We start from the raw sequence: 19,488 nt of genomic DNA, 5'->3' as shown, positions 1-19,488 counted from the left end.
TTTTCTGTTTACTCAATGATGCGATACTATGTGAAATATTTTTCGTGCAATTCGATCAGTTTTGCCTGCGCTTCGGGCGGAACCCGTTTCACTTCACCCAGCATCTTCGCGCGCCAGTAGATCTCGGAGACATGCTCGATGCGTTCAAGATGGATCAGTGCTTCATCGAGATTTTTTCCATAGGTGAGGCTGCCATGCTGGCAAAGCAAAAGCGCGTTATGGTCTTTGACGAACGGGCGGATGACAGCCGCATCTTCATGCGATGACGGAGTTGCATACGCGGTAACAGGCACATTCCCAAGCGTGAGTAAAACTTCGGGAAGCACATCCACGGGAAATTCAAGGCCCGAAACCGTGAGCGTGGTGGCGAAGATGGGATGTGCGTGCAGGACGGCACGCACATCCTTTCTTTGTTTGTACACTTCGAGATGCATGGGCGTCTCGGAGGATGGCTTGCGATCAGGGCGCGAGGAAATGATATTGCCATCCAGATCGACAACGAGCATATCATCGGCGCTCAAACGGCCTTTGGAAATACCCGAGGGTGTGATGAGGATGTTTCCATTTTCCATGCGTGCGGAAATGTTGCCATCATTGGAAGTGACCAAATGTCGTTCATAAGCAATACGTCCGCATTCGATGATGGCAAGGCGAAGATCGGCTTCACCTGCCGTGGAAGAAAAATTCAACATGGATGCGCTTATTCCTTGATCTCTGTCCAGATCTGATCGTAGAGTGAAAGTGCATTGCCGAGGTCTTCCACTTTATGTCCCTGTGCGAAAATATCAGCTGGGGTGTTGGTGATGGGCGAAGCCATGTAGGCTTCGTATACTTCGGCGTGATTCGCCTTTGCAAAATCAAGCGCGGCTTGATTTGGAATGGTGTATGGGTAATCAACCAGCGTCAACCAGAAGACATCACCCTGCATCATGTAGTTGAACCACGCATAGCTGATATCTGGATGCGGTGCGTTGGTCGGAATACCCATGCCGTCGAAGAAGATGATCGAACCTTCCTTCGGAAAGGCATACTCAAATGCGGCATTTTCCTGCTTTGCCAAAAATGCCTCGCCATTCCAGACGATGCCCAGATCCACATCACCAGCGACAAGCGGGGTCTTGGGGCTGTCGCTGTCAAAGACGCGGATGTTCGGCATGAGTTCGATGAGTTTCTGTTTCGCTTCTTCAAGCTGGGCTTCATCGGTGGTGTTGACATCATAGCCAAGCGTGAGCAATGCCATGCCAATGACCACACGGTTATCATCCACAGCGACGATTCGGCCTTTGTATTCAGGGCTCCACAGATCGGCCCAGGAGGTCGGCGGGTTGGTCACGGTTTCGCTGTTATACACAATGGCCTGCGTTCCCATCTGATAGGGCACGATAAAATCGAGCGTACTGCCGTAGGCGCTTATCAAACCGCCATCCAGATTCTTCATATTCTCGAGTTTGCCCGAGTCAAGTTTTTGCAAAAGCCCTTCGCGGATCAAAACATCGATCATGTAATCGCTTGGGTGAACCACGTCATACGGATTCACGCTCTCGCCAAATGACATCTTCGTATACAACTCTTCGTTCGACGAAAAATAATCCACATTCACATCCACGCCGTAGACCAGCCCGAAGCAATCGATGATATCGGCGGGCACGTACTCCGTCCATGTGAAAATATTGATTTCCTTGCTTTCAAATTCCACGCGCGGGCTGGGTTCGGGGCACACGAATCCAGTCGACGTCACATGCGCCGCGGATTCCTGCGGTTTGGTTCCACACGCTGCAACAGCAAACAACAAAAATGCAGACAAAATCAACCGTCCGAGATGATAAATTTTGTGCTGTATGTTCATTTTTTTACTTTTTCCTCTTTTTATTTTGATATGCCATCGCGCAAAATTTACTGCCGTGTGACATCGGTTAATATATCACACACAAACCCGGATTATCCCGCTTGACGCTCCTGTCTTTTACCAGTATAAAAATAGGATGAAATTCATCCACCCTTCGACAAATCTCCGCCGCTCAAGCCTGCGCGTCTTTCTTGGACTTTGGCTTGCTACGGCGATAACGGCTTGTTCCATCCTTCCAGGTTTCCCCACCATCCCCCCCGGCTGGACGCTGACCCCGAATGTCACCTCCACTCCTGAAGCGACCTCCACCCCGACCATCACACCAACCCCGCTGCCCATCGCCCGCGTGGACAAAGGCGATATTGCGCTATTCAACGGCGACTATGAAAACGCGTTGATCCATTACAAAACCGCGCTGACCGATTCGCCCGATCCACTGGTGCAGGCTGCTGCAAAATGGGGTGAGGCGCGAGTCTATTTTGCAGAGGAACGCTACGAAGAAACGCTGGCATCTACGCAGGCATTGATCACGGGATTTCCGCAATCCATAAATCTAGGGCAAGCCTATTTCCTGCAGGGGCTGGCAAATTATCGTTTGGGAAATTATCAAGCCGCCGCAGATGCCTGGCAGTCCTATCTTGTGGTGCGCCCCGGTCACCTGGATGCGTACGTACAGGAATTGCGCGGCGATGCATTGTATGGGGCGCTGGATTATCCGAGCGCGCTTTCCGCCTACACGGCCGCCATTCAAGCCCCAGCCCTCGGCGATGACATCACATTGGACTTGAAAGTGGCTTCGACTCAGGTCTCCATGGGAGATTACAACTCCGCGCTGGCTTTGTATGACGGCATCGCGGCACGCGCGCCGAACGATTACATCAAGGCTCAAGTGGCGTATGAGTCTGGGTTGGCGTATCAGGCCATCGGTCAAAGTGAAGAAGCGCTGAATCGATTCCGCCTGGCTGTGGAGCAGTATCCGCTTTCGTATTATTCCTATCTGAGTTTGGTGGCTTTATTGGATGCAGGCGGCACAGTCAATCAATTGGATCGCGGGCTGGTGGATTACTTCGCGGGGCAATATGATGTGGCAGTTGCGGCATTCAATCAATACCTCGTCGAAAATCCAACGAATGACGGAACGGCATATTACTATCGCGCACAATCGCATCGCGATCTCGGAAATTACGATGCGGCATTATTGGATTATTCAAAATTCATCACGGACTATCCGACACATCCGCGCTGGGCAGATGCGTGGGGTGAAAAAGCATTCATCGAATGGTACAACCTCGGTTCATATAACGTGGGTATCAAAACTCTCTTGGATTTTGTCGCAGCGGTTCCGAGCAGTGAGATCTCTGCAGATTATTTGATGAGCGCGGCGCGTATTTATGAACGCAACGGCAAGTATGAAGAAGCCATTCAAATTTGGGCGCGCGTTGCAAATGAATACCCTGGTTCCGAGCAGGCCTCCACCGCCACCTTTTTGACAGGCATCATTCATTACCGTAACGGCAACACGGTCCCTGCGCTGGATGCGTTCAATCGCAGCCTTACACTTTCTATGCTGGCAGTGGACCAGGCACGCGCCTATCTATGGATGGGAAAAGCGCAGCTGCAACTTGGGGATGGAGAGGCCGCCGTCAATGCATGGCGCGCCGCACAAGATCGTGACCCTGCGGGATATTACAGCGAACGCGCACGCGACCTTTTATTGGAACGGCAGCCGTTTCAAGCGCCGATCTCGGTCAACCTCGCGCCAAACCTGGAATCTGAACGCAAGGATGCCGATTCATGGATACGCCTCACCTTCAACCTTCCGCTGGAAACTGATCTGAACGGACTGGGTCCGCTTGCAAGTGACCAGCGCGTCATCCGCGGCACTGAATTGATGGAGCTTGGCATTTACGAAGATGCCCGCCTTGAATTTGAAAACCTGCGCGCAGATTTGGAAACAAACATGGACGCAGTGGGCAGCTATCGGTTAATGAATTACTTGCTGGATATTGGGTTGTATCGTTCTGCGATCTTCACAGGGCGGCAGGTGCTTACCATTGCAGGATTGGATGAACACACTGAATCGATGATGGCGCCGCCTTATTTCGGCCATGTGCGCTACGGTTTGTACTATGCCGACCTGGTACTTCCTGATGCGGAGGCGAATCGATTCGACCCATTGTTCATCTTCAGTGTAATTCGGCAGGAGAGCTTATTCGAGGGATTTGTAAAATCCAGTGCAGGTGCGCGCGGATTGATGCAGGTCATTCCATCCACGGGCGGGCAGATCGTTTCGCAGCTCGGCTGGCCTGTCAACTACAGCGATGAAGACCTGTATCGACCTGATGTGAGCATTGCGTTTGGGACTCATTATCTCGGCAACAATCGAGACCTGTTGGGCGGCGACCTGTACGCCGCGCTGGCGGCTTACAACGGCGGCCCAGGGAATGCAATCGAATGGAAAGAACTTTCAAATGGCGATCCCGACCTATTTTTGGAATCGGTACGCTTCGAAGAGACCCGCAATTACATCCGCAGCATTTACGAGATCTATACCATCTATCGTCGATTGTATGGGCTTTCAGAGTAGAACGGGATTATTAGCTCAGAGAGTGCGTCGCACCCATATACCGAATCAAAAAAGGAAGAAGACTTCTACTCACAGAAGCCATCTTCCTTTTGTTTATCTGCTGTTATCAATTAATCAACATGCGCGAGGACGCGTTGATGCGCTGTCTCAACATCCATATCCAGAATGGAGACCAGCTTGTCCCTGCCATTTTCGCCAGCCACCACTTCAACGCGCGAGCGGGGCACACCCAACACTTCAGCGAGGTAACCCACCAACTCCACGTTCAATACTTCATCTGCAGGCTCGGAGGCAAGATGCACCTTCACAGTACCGTCGCTAAGCACACCCACGATCTGGTTACGGCTGGCACGCGGAGTAATACGCACCGCCAAAGCAGATCCACGCTGACCACTATGTAAAACGTATTTTCTAGACATGTTTCACCTCAACTCAAAGAAATCAAGATGGCTATCAATATTCGGGAAATAAAATCGATGGCAAGAATTAAAACCAGGGGGCTGAAATCCATGGAGCCTGCAAGCGGCACAACCCGGCGGATCGGGTCAAGAAAAGGAGACACAATTCGATCCAGCGCCTCACGGACCGGGTGATACGGCGAAACGAAAAACGAAAGCAGAGACGACGCGATCACGATCCAAATAAAGAGCTGGGAGATCACTCTTATCAACAAAATCAAAATCTGAAAATCCATCAAACCTCCGTTTTGTATTGTCGCGGGCCGACGATGGCTGTGCCCACTCTTACCAGCGTGGCGCCTTCCTGTACGGCCACCTCATAATCAGAGCTGGTCCCCATCGAAAGCTCTGAAAAATCCGTGTTCGGAAATTGCGAGGAAAGATAAGCCTGCAGCCGTTTCAATTTCTGAAAGAACGGACGCGAGAACTCTGCCGTTTGGCCGAGCGGCGGCATGGTCATCAATCCGCGGATCTGCAAATTGGGCAAAGCGATCACTGCGGCAATTTCTTCCAACAGAGCGGGCCATTGCGCCTCATCCCAAGCAGACCAGCCTGATTTGCTGTCTTCGCCGCCCACGTTGAACTCCAGCAGAGTCGGGAGGACACGCCCAGCCTCAGCGCAAAAACGATCGAGCCTGCCAGCCAGTTTCAAGCCATCCAACGAATGTAAAAAGTTAAAGTTCACAGCCACGAGCTGCGCCTTGCGGCTTTGCACATGACCGATCATATGCCATTCTACCGCAGAAAACTGACCCAAATATTGTATTTTCTTTACACTTTCTTCGGGATAATTCTCCCCCAAAATCGGCGCACCCGCTTCGATCACCGCGCGCACCACTTCCACGGGTTGGGCTTTGGTAACAACAACCAGACGGACGGATTCAGGATCACGGCCTACACTTCGGGCGGCAACGGCGATCTTTTCAAGCGTTTCCAGATATCGACTACGGATGGATTCAACCAAATTACTCATACCCTAATTTTACCTGCATCTTTCCAATCCTTCGACGCGCTCAGACTCCGCCCTAAGCCTGCAACGCCATTAATGCGCCGAATCTACCCGTTTTGCCTTTTTCTGCTCGATGTGAAAACCAGTCATCCAGATGACAGGCGGTACATACCCCAGAAACCTGGATCTGATCCACGCCTGCTTTTTGAAGCTGTATGGAATTCGATGCCCACAGGTCCAGATAGGCGCTTCCATTTCTGGTTTGCAACATCTGATCGGCTTCCGTGCCAAATTTCTCCTGAAACTGTGCAACGACTTCAGCACCCACTTCGTAATGGTCCACGCCAATGGAGGGGCCGATGCCAGCGACGATGTCTTTGGGATTACTGCCATAGTGGGAGCGCATCCCTTCGACGGCGGCACCCACTACGCCGCGCAAGGTTCCCATCCAACCTGCATGGGCGATGCCGATGACTTTTTTCTTCGGGTCGTGGAAGAGGATCGGCACACAATCGCCAAAACGCATGAACAGTGAGACATTGGGATTATCGGTGAAAATGATATCGGCTTTCGCGGAGGGTTGATCGAGCGGACGCGGTGCATCCGCGTAGACAATGTCTGTTCCGTGTACCAGCCACACGTCGTGGATGGATTCGGGTTTACATCCCATGGCTTGAAAAACACGGATGCGATTCGCGGCGACATGCGCAGGGTCATCCCCCACCGATCCGCCTAGGTTGAGCGAATGCCACGGTGCAGGGCTGACCCCGCCGCGACGGGTGAAGACCGCTTGGGTCACTGCGTTGGAAAAAATGTCAAAGCGATAGTAACGAAGCCTGTCGTTTTCGTGGAAGGGCATTATTGCGAAGCCTCGTTGACAGCGAATTTCTTGATGTAATATTGGCGTGTCTCAGCCATGGATTCTTCGATGTTGGGGTAGGCAAACCACGCGGTGGCCAAACCGAAAAGAGCACCAGTGAGCGCACGCAGGAACGGTGTGCTTTCGCGATACGGAACGACTGTGGCGAGCCATGTCCAGTTGAATTGGCTGAAGAGCTGAGAGAAGCCGTCGAAGCCGATGGGCGCAATGCCGATGATCAACCACAAGACCCAATGCAATGATTTGATGCGGCGGCCTGTGATACCAAAAACGATTCCGAAAAGCAGGATGGCGAGGTAAATGGCGACATCGCGTTCGCACAATGCAACCTTGTAACCGACCGTCTCATCACCAACATAGGCACGCGCTTCAAAACGAGTGAAACTGTACGGGTCATCAAGATGGGCAATTCCCGTCACTTCTTCGAAAGTCTTTACACCTGCCACATTCGCCTCTGCCAGCGGATAAAAAGCCTGCTCCCCATACAGGAAGAATGACCTGAATCCGAATTGATGGCAGAGTGGGCTGTAAATTCGATAGATGGCTTTGGCGGGAAGTTCCGCACCCATTTTCATCAAGGTCGGCGCGAGAAGCGGCAGGCCCACATAAAACAGCATGAACAAATTCAAGATCAACAGGTAACGTTTTGCGATCCAAAATGAAACACGATCTCCAGTGGTCACAGTCTTTCCTTTCTTGACACGTATTTGATAATCAGGGTCACCAACCTGCTCCAATTGATTCTTTCTATCGGAGGCAGCGCCGAGGGTCATTTGTAAATTCTGGCGAGAGATGGGGGCTTTCAGGGTGTATGGACCAACCTCTACAACGGGAATCTCGATCCCGTATTTATCGATCAATGCGGAGTCGGTTTCAATATCCACTTCAACCAGGCGATGCGGGTATTTCGATTGCAGCTCCTGCAATTCGGTTTTCACTTCGTCGCACAGTTTGCAATTCTTGCGGGTATAGAGAGTTACATTAAGCATGAAAAGATCCTGTTAATTAATTTAGACGGCAGTGAGCCTGCCACTGCCGTCCGAGTATAAATCAGGAATGGATTGAAATTAGAGTCCAAAATCGTAAAAGAAGAACTGTCCCTGCTGCGCGATCAATTCGAATACACCAGTGAAAAGCATGACACCGATAATAACAAGAATCACGCCCATGGCAATTTCCACGTAGCGCATGGTCTTGGCATAGTTCCGCAAAATATTTGTCACCCAGCCGATGCCCAGTGCAGCGACCAGGAACGGAATTCCAAGGCCGATGGAATAGGACGTGAGCAATACAGCGCCTTGGGAAATCGAGCCGCCATTTAACACCACGGTAAGGATTGCACCAAGCACAGGTCCAACACAGGGAGACCAGCCCGCCGAGAAGAACACACCCATCAACGCAGAAGAGAAATAACCCATCTTCGGGTCCGGCGCCTGTTGAACGCGGGTGTCATACGCCAAAAAAGAAAGGTGAAACACACCAATCATATGCAGGCCAAAAACGATCACAACAATGCCGCCGATCTTTGCCAGCCAAAAACGCAATTCATAAAGCAGGCCGCCTGCAAATGCGGCAGCGACGCCCAGCAAAACAAAGACCGTGCTGAATCCCAGCACAAAAGCAAGCCCATGACTGAACGTGATCCAGCGGTTTTTGCTGTTGCTCTCACCGCCTGCAGCACGTCCGCCCAGATACCCTACATAAGCAGGCACCAGCGAAAACACACAGGGAGAAAGAAAGGAGGCCAATCCCGCGAGAAAGGCAAGCCCAACACTAATTTGGGAAAATTCCATTTTTAATACCTCAAAAATAAATCCTTCGTCCTGAGCAAAACTGCACACCCATTGTACGGTGCAGTCGAAGGACGGAGGAATTTGATTACAACTTCAATTCCTTGGTGGTCACCACAGTTCCGTGCTCGGGCCAGGTCATGCGCGCTTCACATTGCGCAAGGGAAATATACGGCGACGACCAGCGGAAGATCCATTTGGCATCTTCGGGTTTCACATTAATACAGCCGTGCGAGCGCCTTTCGCCGAAATCGTTATGCCAGAAAGCGCCGTGAATGGCAATGCCGTCACCATGAATGACCGTGCTCCATGGAACGGCAGGCGTGGAATATCCGGAGGCGGAACCGCCTCCGCTCATGTTCAATGAAATGATCTTCCAATGGGTCAGCAACTCACCCACCGGGGTTGCGCGCTCTTCAGAGAGTGCGCCTGTGGCATCAAATTTCGCGCCGCTGGAAATACGACAGAAGAAAACTTCGTTATTCCCTTCAAAGCAAGACAGATTCTGATAGGTCAGGTCTGCGACGATTCGTTTCTCGTTCGGGTCGATCTCCGGGCTGATCGGGGCAACGTCTGTTTCGGTGAGGACTTTCAATCCAGCACCATCCAACCAGAAAATATCGCCAAAGCCATATCCATGACCGGGCGATTCGTTCCAACGATATTCCGCAAAACCATTCGCGGTGCGGACCTGATCGATCCAAACCACCTGCCCATAATAGACACGCGGCGGGAAGTTATATTGAATCAGGCTTTGAATCCACGGGGAAATTGGAGGGGTCTCGAGGGTCAGGTCAACATATGGAACGGTCACCTCCGCCCAAAAACCAGGCTGCCCCGCTGGCATTTCGGTAATTGGAGTGTTCGGCAAATTTCTTGTCGGCTGTACACGCGAAGCCCATACATATCCCTGCGGGGTTTCAAGATATTTCTGATTCGTCAAACCGATGACACTGCCGATGACCTCACGTCCCCACGGCATCAAATAATCAGCGGGCATCGCTCCAATCACATTATTCAGGATCGGGTTGTTATCCGGACGGCTTCGCACATCGGTCTGATCCACAAGGCGGCCGATGATATCCCCAGCAGGAAATTGCGGCAATCGCTTCGGGGTATAAAGTTTTTCGTAATATGTTTCAGAAAAGTAGGGCTTGAACGCAAGAGCGCCCAGACCAACCCCTGCCACCTTTAGAAAATCACGACGGGAAAAATTTTGTTTCATCTTTACCTTTGTAGAAAAATCAGATCGCGGACTTCAATCCGCTTTTTTCAAAGTTAGCGGACTGAAGTCCGCATTCCAACATTCAGCAAGGATACCTGCAAACAAAATCAACGTCAACAGCCTTGTGAGAAATCATTAATCATTCAGGTAATTTTCAAGCGCACCCAGACAATTCGCGCTCAATTTGTGACCCACTTCATCTTCACAATAGATCACCCGTGCGCCAGCCTGCTCAAGTAATTCAATTGAAGCGCGGGCACGGTCAATGGGAATCATTTGGTCCTGCGTGCCATGCGCCACGAAAATATTTTTTCCAGCCAATACCTTTTGCTCTATCTTTTCATCCAACCCGGAGGGCATAAAACCAGCCAGCACCCCCATCTTGCGGACTCTGTGCGGATAGAGCATTCCCACCACATTGGTCATGGCCGCGCCCTGACTGAATCCCATCAAATCGAATTGCAGCGCATCCAACTTAACCGAAGCTGAGTACTCATCAATGAGGCGGATCAGTGCCTCAGCCGCTGGCTGAAGCATTTCGAGGCTGGGCCTGCCAAAGGTCAGGGCTTGAGACGGGCGCCAGGAGAATCCGCTTGGGTCTGTGGGGTGCGGCGCGCGCGGCGCGATCAAGTGATAATTTGTCGAGATCCTGCGGGTGAAAACCCACATCGAGTTTTCGTCGCCTGTAAAACCGTGCAGCATCACAAGCAGCCGCGGCGAAGCGGAATTCGCCTCGCGGACTCTCAACGTCCAATCGTTAAACGTGATCAAGTTTGAACTATTTGCGCCCGGCATTCTTCATGATCCAATCTGCAGCATAAAATATTCCAACGATCAAAACAACGGGAACGAGCCCGACCATGAGGCAGAAAAATCCCATCGAAGCCGCGCCGCCACCATAGATCAACCAGATCAAGCCAACCCCAACGACAAGCAGCAGAACCACAGCGCCGATGATCAGGCGCCTGTTCGTTTGTTTTTCATATTCCTTTAAATCACGACTCATTGTATTGCTCCAAAAATCTTTTTACTGATTCGAACAGGCCATGAAACCGCCCGTTTGATCTGTAGCAACATTTCTTCGGTTGCCTGCTCGCCAAGCATGGCTACATCAGCCACCACCACTTTATCCAACAGGTTGATATGATGTACCGCAGGGCGTATAAGGACATCGGGCTTATCCAATTCCAAACGGAAATGTGCCACAGCGCGGCTGCTCACATCCACTGCGCGCAGGAAAATATCGAGGGACTGGGCGAAATTCATGCGTGAAATCCGCTCCACAATGGAGCGTGGAAGGATCTGTGGCATGGGAATCGTATAGGTGGGCACGGGTTTGTCCATCGGGTCGTTGAGTATCACCGCCACCACAGGCAAATTCGGCGACAACATGCGCGCCACCGAAACAGGGACGGGATTCAACACACCGCCATCCACCAATTCCCAGCCGTTCATGCGCTGCACCGGGAAAATCCCTGGCAACGCAGTGGTGGAAAGAAGCGCATCCACCAACGTCCCCTTGGAGATGATGACCTCGTCTCCCGATTTCACATCCACCGCGGTGACGGCACAAGGGATGCGCAAGTCATCAAAAGTCTTTCCACCCACCACATGATTCAACAATTTACGGACGCCCGAAATCCCAAGCAGAGACGGGCCGTCTTCGGGGTCGCGCCCGTAAAGGCGACCTTGATCCACATCTTCAAATATTTTCTGGATATCATCGGGAGAGTACCCAGCAGCATAGAAAATGGCGACAATGCCGCCGAAGCTGGTCCCTGCCACGGAACGAATGATAAATCCTTCTTTTTCGAGGCGGCGAATTACGCCAATATGAGAGTTTCCCTTGGCTCCACCACCGCCTAATGCCAGTGTTATTTCCATTGTTTTTTCGTTTCGTCGTTATAGAGTTTGGCAGTTTGTTAGACTGCGTTGAGAATGGTTATTATACCTTTTACGCAGTTTGCAATCTTTATATACACAAGAACAGGCCACGCATGGAGCGTGACCTGTATAAAGTAATGACATTCCCTGGCAGTTAGAGGAGCAACTCCGCAAGCGTGAAGAGGCCGCTTTAATTCGGGTCGCGGATCAGCCAGACTGCCACCCCGCCACCGACAAAGGCGGCAACGATCAAAATCCCCACCAACAATCCTGATGAAGCCGTACCAGAAGAGGCTTTATCTTCAGATGGTGAATCAACGACAGCAACGATCTCAGTCGCAGTTTGCGCGGACAAAGTTACAGTTGGAGACGGCACAGGCATTTCAGATGTGGATAACTGCACAACATCTGGCGTATCCATCGCTAGAGCGCTGGTTGGTGTGACAGGTGCAGGCGGTGTGGCTCCTTTTAGAACCAGCAACTCCTGTCCCTGATACACGACCAGGTCTTCGCCAAGGCCATTCAAGGCTTGAATGGCCTTGATCGTCGTCCCATATTCGATGGCAATGCTCCACAGGGTTTGTCCATACTGTACTTTATGAAGTACATCTCCACCAGCGTTTGCGGTACTGAGTACCACTGGAACCATGAATTGACTGACCCCAGCCTGTGCCCCGCCGGGTACACTCGTCAGCAGTGTGGTTACACCATCTTGCATCTCACCACTGCCAGTTGCGGCAGCGCAATCCAACGCATAGAAATATCCGCTTGTACCTTGTGAGATGCCCGCGCCAATATGTGTGAAATTCTGCGAAAGCATAGTATTCATGTGCTGACTATCCTGCCAGCCGGGCGGCACACCATTCCACACCAGCGGACCGGAAGACTGAATCACATTCTCTGCGCGAAAGCCGCCCAAAGAAAGGTCACCGGCCAGTGGGAAACCCAAGGCAAGCAACTGCTGGGTAAAACTAATTCCGCCCGGGCGCTCGTGTGTGGAATATCCAACCGAGGCCATATAGTCGGCCTGTGATTGAGAAGATTGCATCAATACAGAGTGTACAGCCAACGCTGGTAAACCATTGGCTATGCGCAGATTATTAACCGCATCTATCAGCTGAGATGGAGTGTTGATCGTTTCACGCTGCAAGGGCTTTGCGGAACCATCGCTCGGTGAAAGCAGGAAATAAGCCAGAACGGCTATTGATAATAAGAGAAACGAAACGTATCTTTTGCGGGCTGAAATCCGCAATTTGGGCTTTTTCATGATCACTCCGCTATAAATCTATCACAAAAACGCGTAGACAAAATTACGGCATCCCTACGTTTTAGATTAAGATTTTCTCACGCTTTTCCAAGGCAGGCGGACAATGCCTTCAATAAACGGTTCATATCCATTTTTGTGTTATAGCCCTGTATTGAAACACGAAGCAATTTCACGGCCTCCCCTGCCGCAGGTGTCATTCGATCAGCTAAGCAGCAACTTGGGGTAAAAGCACCTGTAACGCCTTCGCCAATGCATCAATATCCTCCTCAGAATTGTATCCCTGTACCGAAATGCGGACAAATTGTTGATCCTGCCATTGGATCAGGGGTACTTCTATCTTGTATTCATCATACAAACGATTTTTAAGCGCTGCAAGATTAGACAAAGGGAGAGGAGCAATACCCATTTGACTATAAAGATCCGAATCGAGAGGATACAACGGGGGCATATTTACCAAGTCACAAATTTGCTCGATTCCCCGGCGCAGCAGATCATGACATTCTTTTCGCACATCATCCCAATGATTGTCCCGCAAGAATTGGATGGCAGTTGGGACAGTTAAAGCGGCAGTGGGGTCTTTGGTTCCTGTCCATTGCAGGATGTCGATAAAGCGGGAGCCTGTAGTTGTCTCTGGAGTTGGATGGTATCCCCAACTCACAATCAATGGATCAATGAGGTATTGTAATTTCTGCTTTACATACAAAAACGCGGAACCTTTTGCGTTGAGCATCCATTTATGACAATTTCCGAAAACAATGTCGGCATCAAGGGCTTGAAGATCGACGGGAATCTGCCCTGGGGAGTGGGCTGCATCAATGACCGTCAATATTCCCGCCTCTTTTGCTCGCTTACAAATCTGCTCCACTGGCATGCGCAGGGCTGTTGGAGAAGTAATATGGCTCAGATAAATGACCTTTGTTCGCGAAGTGACACCTCGCCAGAACTGTTGGACAATTTCCTCTTCAGAAGAAACTGGCAAGGGAATGGGTTGATGGATGTAGTTTGCGCCAACTTTATCGCAGATAAAATTCCAGGTGTAATCACAAGCGCCATATTCGTGGTCAGTAGTCAGAATCTCATCCCCCGGCTTGAGTTGCAAAGAGTGAGCAATAATATTTACTCCATGGGTTGCATTGGGAATATAGACCAGATCATTAGAATCGGTATTGAGATATTCCCCAAGCGCTTGGCGGGATTTTTTCAGAAGTCCATCGAGTTCGCGACCAAGAAAGAGTACCGGCTGGCGCTCCAAACGCAATTGCCAGTTTTGATAGGCTTCAAAAACAGGCCTTGGAGCTGCGCCGAAGGAACCATGATTTAAAAAGATAACGGATGGGTCGAGCAGGAAGTGTTGTTTGAGAGTAAGCATAAAGTGATTATAAAAGATTATTTTTTGAAAAAGCATGATGAGATGGGAAAGTGTTTCATTACGAGTTCCTTCTTCATATCGTAATTTTGATTACATCCGTCCTGAAAATTAAGAAACTTGTTAGTAGCAACGGGGATTTGCGCAATGCTAGAATGACGCGAAGTTGGCCATCTCCATGAAGCGCATACGCAGTCTTTTTTTTATTGTCGTTTTCGGGTTCTCTGTTTTGTCTTCCACAACCGGGCTTGCCGCACCTCCAACAGGTGCGGCTTTTGATGCTGACCTAAACTTTGCGCCCGGCAGTGTCGTTCGTTTTGAGCATCTCACAATTGAAGATGGCCTCTCTCAGAACGCCGGGCTGGCTATTTTTCAAGACAGCCGCGGTTACCTGTGGATCGGCACACAGGATGGGCTGAACCGTTACGATGGCTACGGGTTCAAGATTTACAAACACGATCCCGATGACCCCAACTCGCTCAGCCACAACAGCATCCTTTCAATGGGAGAGGACAAAAACGGCTCACTCTGGATCGGGACCTGGGGCGGCGGACTGAACCGTTACGACCCTGCGACAGAAACCTTCACTCGTTACCTAACTGACCCTGAAGCCCCGGCAAGCCTCAGTGATGGAACGATCTACTCTATAAAGAGTGATTCAAACGGAGATCTTTGGATCGCCACACTCGCCGGTCTGGACCGTTACAACCCGGAGACGGATACCTTTGAACATTTCAAGAACGACCCGAATGACCCAAACAGCCTGAGCAGTGACGCGGTCTCTTATATTTTCGAAGACTCGAACCATCAGCTTTGGATCGGTACCGGAGCAGGCGGAGTCGAAGGGTCTGGTTTGAACCGCTTTGATCCATCAAGCGGAACTTTCACGCGTTACCAGCACGATGAATCGGATCCTGAAAGCCTCGCAAGCAACAATATCGCATCCATTGTGGAAGCACCCGATGGAACATTGTGGATTGCTACTGGCGGATTTAGTCTGCATGGCTCCGGGCTTGATAATTTTGATCCGCAGACCGGAAAAGTAAAACACTTTACACACGATCCGCAAAACGAACACAGCCTGAGCGGGGACGATGTAATGAGCCTGTGGCTCGACCCCGATGGCGTTTTGTGGATCGGTACATGGGCCAACGGTTTGAGCCGCATGAACCTTGCAGACCCCGGATATTTCACGCGCTACCAGAACGACCCATATTTTCCCGACAGCTTGAGTGGAGACGAAGTTTGGTCTTTGTTCAGGGATCGCTCCGGTATTTTGTGGGTTGGCACATCGCATAGCGGCATCAACAAACTGCCCGCAAATGCGGGACAATTTAGTTTGTATCGAAACAATCCCGGCAACCCGGCCAGCCTCGGCGCGAATACTGTTGGCGCATTTGCAGAGGACAAACGCGGCAATATCTGGGTTGCCACATGGGGCGGTGGTTTGGACCGTTTTGACCCTGACACTGGAACTTTCGCACATTATCATCACGACCCCGAAAACCCCAACAGCCTGTCCGATGACCTGTTCATGGATGTATATGTTGATCCATACAATACGGTATGGGCAGGCACATTGGGTAAGGGTTTGAATCGCCTTAACTCCAATACTGATCGTGTTACACATTATCTTCATGAGCCGGAAAACCCAGCCAGCCTCGCCGACGATAATATCGCCACATTCCTGCCCGATAAAAAAGGTAATTTATGGGTTGGCACCTTCGGCGGTTTGTCGCGCTTTGACCCGAACGCCGACTCATTCACGAATTACAGTAACGACTCTGCAGACCCAACCAGCCTGAGCAGTAACACGGTGGTCAGTTTATATATCGACTCAAATAACATCCTCTGGATCGGGACCTGGGGTGGCGGGCTGAATCAATTGGATTTAAACGATCCGCGTCAAACGGACCCGAAAACTGCCACGTTTACGAGATACATTCACAACGCTGACAACACGAACAGCCTGAGCGAAGACTCGGTCTGGACCATCCACGAAACCACCGATGGCTTTATCTGGCTCGGCACACAGCTTGGGCTGAACCGCCTCGACCCGCGCACCGGTGAATTCAAACACTACACCGAAAAGAACGGACTGCCCAACAATGTTGTGCTAGGAATCCTCGAAGATAATGATGGCAATCTCTGGTTAACGACCAACAACGGCCTTGCTGAATTTGACCGGCGTACCGAAACATTCACACACTACGATACATCCGATGGACTGCAAAGTAACGAGTTCAACTCGAACGCCTACTTCCAAAGCGCCGATGGCACCATGTACGTTGGCGGCATCAACGGCTTCAACCTATTCCGTCCCGAAGATATCAAGCCAAACCCCGTTGCGCCTCAAGTGGTTGTAACCCGCTTCGATGTGTTCAACGAACCCCAGCTTGTGGATTTGACCGGCCGCACGCCTATTGAGCTTTCCTATCAACAGGATTTCATCTCGTTTGAATTTTCAGCATTCGATTTTCAGGCGCCGCAGAAGAATCAATATGCCTATAAACTCGAAGGCTTTGACGAGGACTGGATACAAGCCGGTAATCGTCGCTACGCCACTTACACCAACCTGACGGGCGGAGATTACACCTTCCATGTAAAAGCATCCAACAGCGATAGCGTCTGGAACGAGCAGGGTATTTCCATTCCCATTGTGATCACGCCGCCATACTGGCAGACCTGGTGGTTCAATGGTTCTTTGATTGTCGTGTTGAGCGTGCTCCTCGCTGGCGGATTCAAGTGGCGGTTAGATGCGATCCGTGAGCAGAATATCCACCTCGAAACACAGGTCTCAGAGCGAACATCCGAATTGCGCGAAATGAATAAACTCCTCGAAACGGAAGTGGAACAACGCAAGCGGGCAGAGGAAGCTCTGGCGAAACATGCCGCTGAGGAGCTCTATAATTCGCAGGCACGTTTTCAGGCTATTTTCGATAACGTAGCTGTGGGCGTTGCGGTAATGAGTCTTGAGCGCAGGCCGATTACCTTCAATGCGGCTACGGAAAGGATCATCGGATATAACGCAGAGGATTTACGGAACGTTGATCCGCGTTTGCTGGCTGTGCCCGAAGATCGCGGCATGGACGTGGATCTGTTCAAGGATTTGATCGAAGGCAAACGAGACTTCTTATGTAATGGAAAGGCGTTATCGCCATAAAGATGATCGTATCTTCTGGGCACGTGTCAACTATTCCCTCGTGCGTGACCTGAACGGTAAACCAGATTATCTGGTTGGGATTATCGAAGACATTGACGAACAAAAACGTGCGTCGGAACGAATGGCAGAACAGGAAGCTGATTACCTGTTAAACCTGCAACAACGGGTGCAGGAACGTACGCACGAGTTGGAGGACGCCAACCAACGTTTACAGAAAGAGATCGAACAACGCACAAAGATAGAGAAGGAACTGGCAGAGAAAGCTGCTGAAGAGGCAGTCACCGCAGACCGCACCCGCCTCGCGCGTGACCTGCATGATGCTGTCACACAAACCTTATTCTCCGCCAGTCTGACAGCAGAAGTATTGCCAGAATTATGGGAAATGGATGTAGATGAAGCAGTACGGTCAACAGAGGAGCTGCGCCAGCTCACACGCGGTGCATTGGCCGAGATGCGCACGCTTCTGCTTGAATTGCGTCCTGCCGCTTTAACTCAAACACGTTTGAGCGACCTTATCAAACAATTGTGTGAAGCCTTTATAGGCCGCTCGCGCCTGCCCATTACGTTGAGCATCGAAGGCGATTGTAAACTGCCTCCTGAGGTACAAGTTGCCGTCTATCGCATTGCGCAGGAAAGCTTGAATAACATATTCAAGTATGCGCGCGCCACACAGGTAAATGTAAGTCTGTCCCTTTTTCCGGATGGGTTGCATTTTGAAATATGCGACAACGGCATCGGCTTCGACATGTCCACCAGCAAACCGACCAGCCTGGGATTGCGCATCATGCGTGAACGCGCTGAAGCCATTGGCGCCGACTATCATATTAGCAGCACCCCCGGCTCGGGGACTTGCGTTGAAGTAATATGGAATGCAAACCCAAACATAAAGCTGAGAGTTTTATAGCTTTTTAACAAGGAGCAACAAATGCCCATCAAAATTCTTCTCGTGGATGATCATACGGTTGTCAGGAGCGGCTTATCAAAATTCCTCCTGGTTAACAAGGAATTTAAACTCGTCGGTGAAGCCTCTGATGGCGCTGAAGCAGTGCAGATGGTTTCCCTCCATAAGCCCGATGTTGTACTCATGGACTTAATGATGCCCGGCACAGACGGGATCACTGCCACACGCGAGATCCATCAAAAATATCCAAAGGTTAAGGTTATTGCTCTAACAAGTTTCGCCGAACAGAACATGGTGCAGGGAGCATTACAGGCCGGGGCCATCGGATACTTGCAAAAGAACGTCACAGCAAAAGAGTTGGGACACGCCATCCGCTCGGCGTATGAAGGCAAGATGACTCTTTCCCCCGAAGCCACACAAGTGCTGGCAAATTCCGTTGCACAACCACAGATCGCAGGTGGGCAATTGACCGAACGTGAATGTGACGTCCTCCGATGTTTGGTGGACGGTCTCAACAACAATGAGATCGCAGAGGAACTTGTGGTGAGTCTCGGAACGGTCAAATTTCACATTTCAAACATCTTCCACAAACTTGGTGTGGATAGTCGTGTGGAAGCCGTCAAACTGGCACTGGAGCAGAAGCTCGTGTAACAGACCCGCCCTGAGTTTGATCGAAGGGTTCTGAGGTCAAATGAAGCGTCCTGTCCGTTCGGCTAGGTAAAGACCATACCATAGACAGATACCCGGGGACCTCGCTTGTCATACACTACAAGCGAGGTCCTTATGATTCGTATCATCATTGCTGATCCCGATTCTGCAACACGCAAGGCGCTTATTCTTCTGCTTCAACGCAAGATGGGTATGAATGGCATCGTTGAAGTTGGAGATGTGGAGACTCTGATCCGCACTTTGGCAGATGCGTCACCCGACCTGCTGTTGTTGGATTGGAGACTCTACGGTTCTCCCGCACCCGATACCTGCCGACTACTTCAAAAGGCTTATCCACAACTGAAAATTGTCCTCCTCAGCGTGGACGCGAACGATGAAGCCGCGGCAAAAGGCGCAGGCGCAGATTTTGTTTACAAGGGCGCACCGCCTGATAAGTTGATCTCCATCTTGAAGCCGCTTCTTAACAAAAACGACTTGAATAGCTCAAAGTCAGCTTGAAATCT

The 19,488-nt window shown here is 50.8% G+C and carries 19 protein-coding genes; 5 read left to right on the top strand and 14 right to left on the bottom strand.

Features of this window, described 5'->3' with window-relative positions; translation table 11 throughout:
* Positions 1–26: 26 nt before the first annotated feature.
* Both IPI86_RS24755 and IPI86_RS24750 read right to left on the bottom strand, forming a co-directional pair.
* Complete coding sequence (locus tag IPI86_RS24755) at positions 27–692, bottom strand: class II aldolase/adducin family protein (RefSeq protein WP_345300715.1); 666 nt, start codon at positions 690–692, stop codon at positions 27–29.
* A gap of 8 nt (positions 693–700) precedes the next feature.
* On the bottom strand, positions 701–1,846 hold the full coding sequence (locus IPI86_RS24750) for a spermidine/putrescine ABC transporter substrate-binding protein (protein WP_345300714.1): 1,146 nt from the start codon (positions 1,844–1,846) through the stop codon (positions 701–703).
* Positions 1,847–1,982: 136 nt separating this feature from the next.
* Here IPI86_RS24750 and IPI86_RS24745 point away from each other — a divergent pair, with 136 nt between their 5' ends.
* Entirely contained in the window at positions 1,983–4,433 is a 2,451-nt protein-coding gene (locus tag IPI86_RS24745) for a tetratricopeptide repeat protein (RefSeq protein WP_345300713.1), read from the top strand.
* A gap of 110 nt (positions 4,434–4,543) precedes the next feature.
* Here IPI86_RS24745 and IPI86_RS24740 read toward each other — a convergent pair whose 3' ends face one another.
* From IPI86_RS24740 to IPI86_RS24685, 12 genes are all read right to left on the bottom strand, one after another.
* A complete protein-coding gene (locus tag IPI86_RS24740; RefSeq protein ID WP_345300712.1) occupies positions 4,544–4,852 on the bottom strand; it encodes a DUF167 domain-containing protein in 309 nt (102 codons plus the stop codon).
* 8 nt (positions 4,853–4,860) lie between these two features.
* Complete coding sequence (locus IPI86_RS24735) at positions 4,861–5,127, bottom strand: YggT family protein (protein ID WP_345300711.1); 267 nt, start codon at positions 5,125–5,127, stop codon at positions 4,861–4,863.
* Entirely contained in the window at positions 5,127–5,864 is a 738-nt protein-coding gene (locus IPI86_RS24730; RefSeq protein WP_345300710.1) for a YggS family pyridoxal phosphate-dependent enzyme, read from the bottom strand. Before IPI86_RS24730 ends, IPI86_RS24735 begins: the two co-directional genes overlap by 1 nt.
* A gap of 52 nt (positions 5,865–5,916) precedes the next feature.
* The gene (gene pgeF / locus IPI86_RS24725) at positions 5,917–6,699 is read right to left on the bottom strand and encodes a peptidoglycan editing factor PgeF (RefSeq protein ID WP_345300709.1); all 783 of its coding nucleotides are present in this window, start codon (positions 6,697–6,699) and stop codon (positions 5,917–5,919) included.
* Positions 6,699–7,709, bottom strand: a complete 1,011-nt coding sequence (locus IPI86_RS24720) for a glutaredoxin family protein (RefSeq protein WP_345300708.1) — start codon at positions 7,707–7,709, stop codon at positions 6,699–6,701. The genes pgeF and IPI86_RS24720 overlap by 1 nt, the downstream gene beginning before the upstream one ends.
* Positions 7,710–7,787: 78 nt before the next feature.
* Positions 7,788–8,513 (bottom strand): cytochrome c biogenesis protein CcdA, encoded by a 726-nt coding sequence (locus tag IPI86_RS24715; RefSeq protein WP_345300707.1) that lies wholly within the window; start codon positions 8,511–8,513, stop codon positions 7,788–7,790.
* An 85-nt stretch (positions 8,514–8,598) separates the two neighbouring features.
* Positions 8,599–9,735: a L,D-transpeptidase gene (locus IPI86_RS24710; protein WP_345300706.1), complete on the bottom strand. Its 1,137-nt coding sequence runs from the start codon at positions 9,733–9,735 to the stop codon at positions 8,599–8,601.
* Positions 9,736–9,870: 135 nt separating this feature from the next.
* Positions 9,871–10,530 carry a hypothetical protein gene (locus IPI86_RS24705; protein WP_345300705.1) on the bottom strand — a complete coding sequence of 220 codons (660 nt, stop codon included), beginning with the start codon at positions 10,528–10,530 and terminating at the stop codon, positions 9,871–9,873.
* A complete protein-coding gene (locus IPI86_RS24700) occupies positions 10,514–10,741 on the bottom strand; it encodes a hypothetical protein (protein ID WP_345300704.1) in 228 nt (75 codons plus the stop codon). The genes IPI86_RS24705 and IPI86_RS24700 overlap by 17 nt, the downstream gene beginning before the upstream one ends.
* Positions 10,738–11,619 carry a patatin-like phospholipase family protein gene (locus IPI86_RS24695; RefSeq protein ID WP_345300703.1) on the bottom strand — a complete coding sequence of 294 codons (882 nt, stop codon included), beginning with the start codon at positions 11,617–11,619 and terminating at the stop codon, positions 10,738–10,740. The genes IPI86_RS24700 and IPI86_RS24695 overlap by 4 nt, the downstream gene beginning before the upstream one ends.
* Before the next feature lie 190 nt (positions 11,620–11,809).
* On the bottom strand, positions 11,810–12,886 hold the full coding sequence (locus IPI86_RS24690) for a CAP domain-containing protein (RefSeq protein WP_345300702.1): 1,077 nt from the start codon (positions 12,884–12,886) through the stop codon (positions 11,810–11,812).
* Positions 12,887–13,091: 205 nt separating this feature from the next.
* Entirely contained in the window at positions 13,092–14,291 is a 1,200-nt protein-coding gene (locus IPI86_RS24685) for an aminotransferase class V-fold PLP-dependent enzyme (RefSeq protein WP_345300701.1), read from the bottom strand.
* A 139-nt stretch (positions 14,292–14,430) separates the two neighbouring features.
* Between IPI86_RS24685 and IPI86_RS24680 the strand changes: the two genes are divergently transcribed.
* The 4 genes from IPI86_RS24680 (at position 14,431) to IPI86_RS24665 (ending at position 19,483) form a co-directional block, all read left to right on the top strand.
* Complete coding sequence (locus IPI86_RS24680) at positions 14,431–17,415, top strand: two-component regulator propeller domain-containing protein (protein WP_345300700.1); 2,985 nt, start codon at positions 14,431–14,433, stop codon at positions 17,413–17,415.
* Entirely contained in the window at positions 17,393–18,319 is a 927-nt protein-coding gene (locus tag IPI86_RS24675; RefSeq protein ID WP_345300699.1) for a histidine kinase, read from the top strand. The genes IPI86_RS24680 and IPI86_RS24675 overlap by 23 nt, the downstream gene beginning before the upstream one ends.
* Before the next feature lie 21 nt (positions 18,320–18,340).
* Positions 18,341–18,967, top strand: a complete 627-nt coding sequence (locus tag IPI86_RS24670; RefSeq protein ID WP_345300698.1) for a response regulator transcription factor — start codon at positions 18,341–18,343, stop codon at positions 18,965–18,967.
* A 132-nt stretch (positions 18,968–19,099) separates the two neighbouring features.
* Positions 19,100–19,483 (top strand): response regulator transcription factor, encoded by a 384-nt coding sequence (locus IPI86_RS24665; RefSeq protein WP_345300697.1) that lies wholly within the window; start codon positions 19,100–19,102, stop codon positions 19,481–19,483.
* The last annotated feature ends 5 nt before the right edge of the window (positions 19,484–19,488 follow it).

The organism is Candidatus Villigracilis affinis (assembly GCF_016705895.1).
Classification (GTDB): domain Bacteria; phylum Chloroflexota; class Anaerolineae; order Anaerolineales; family Villigracilaceae; genus Villigracilis; species Villigracilis affinis.
Note: the sequence above shows the minus strand (reverse complement) of the source record. Positions and strands in the feature narration are given on the sequence as shown.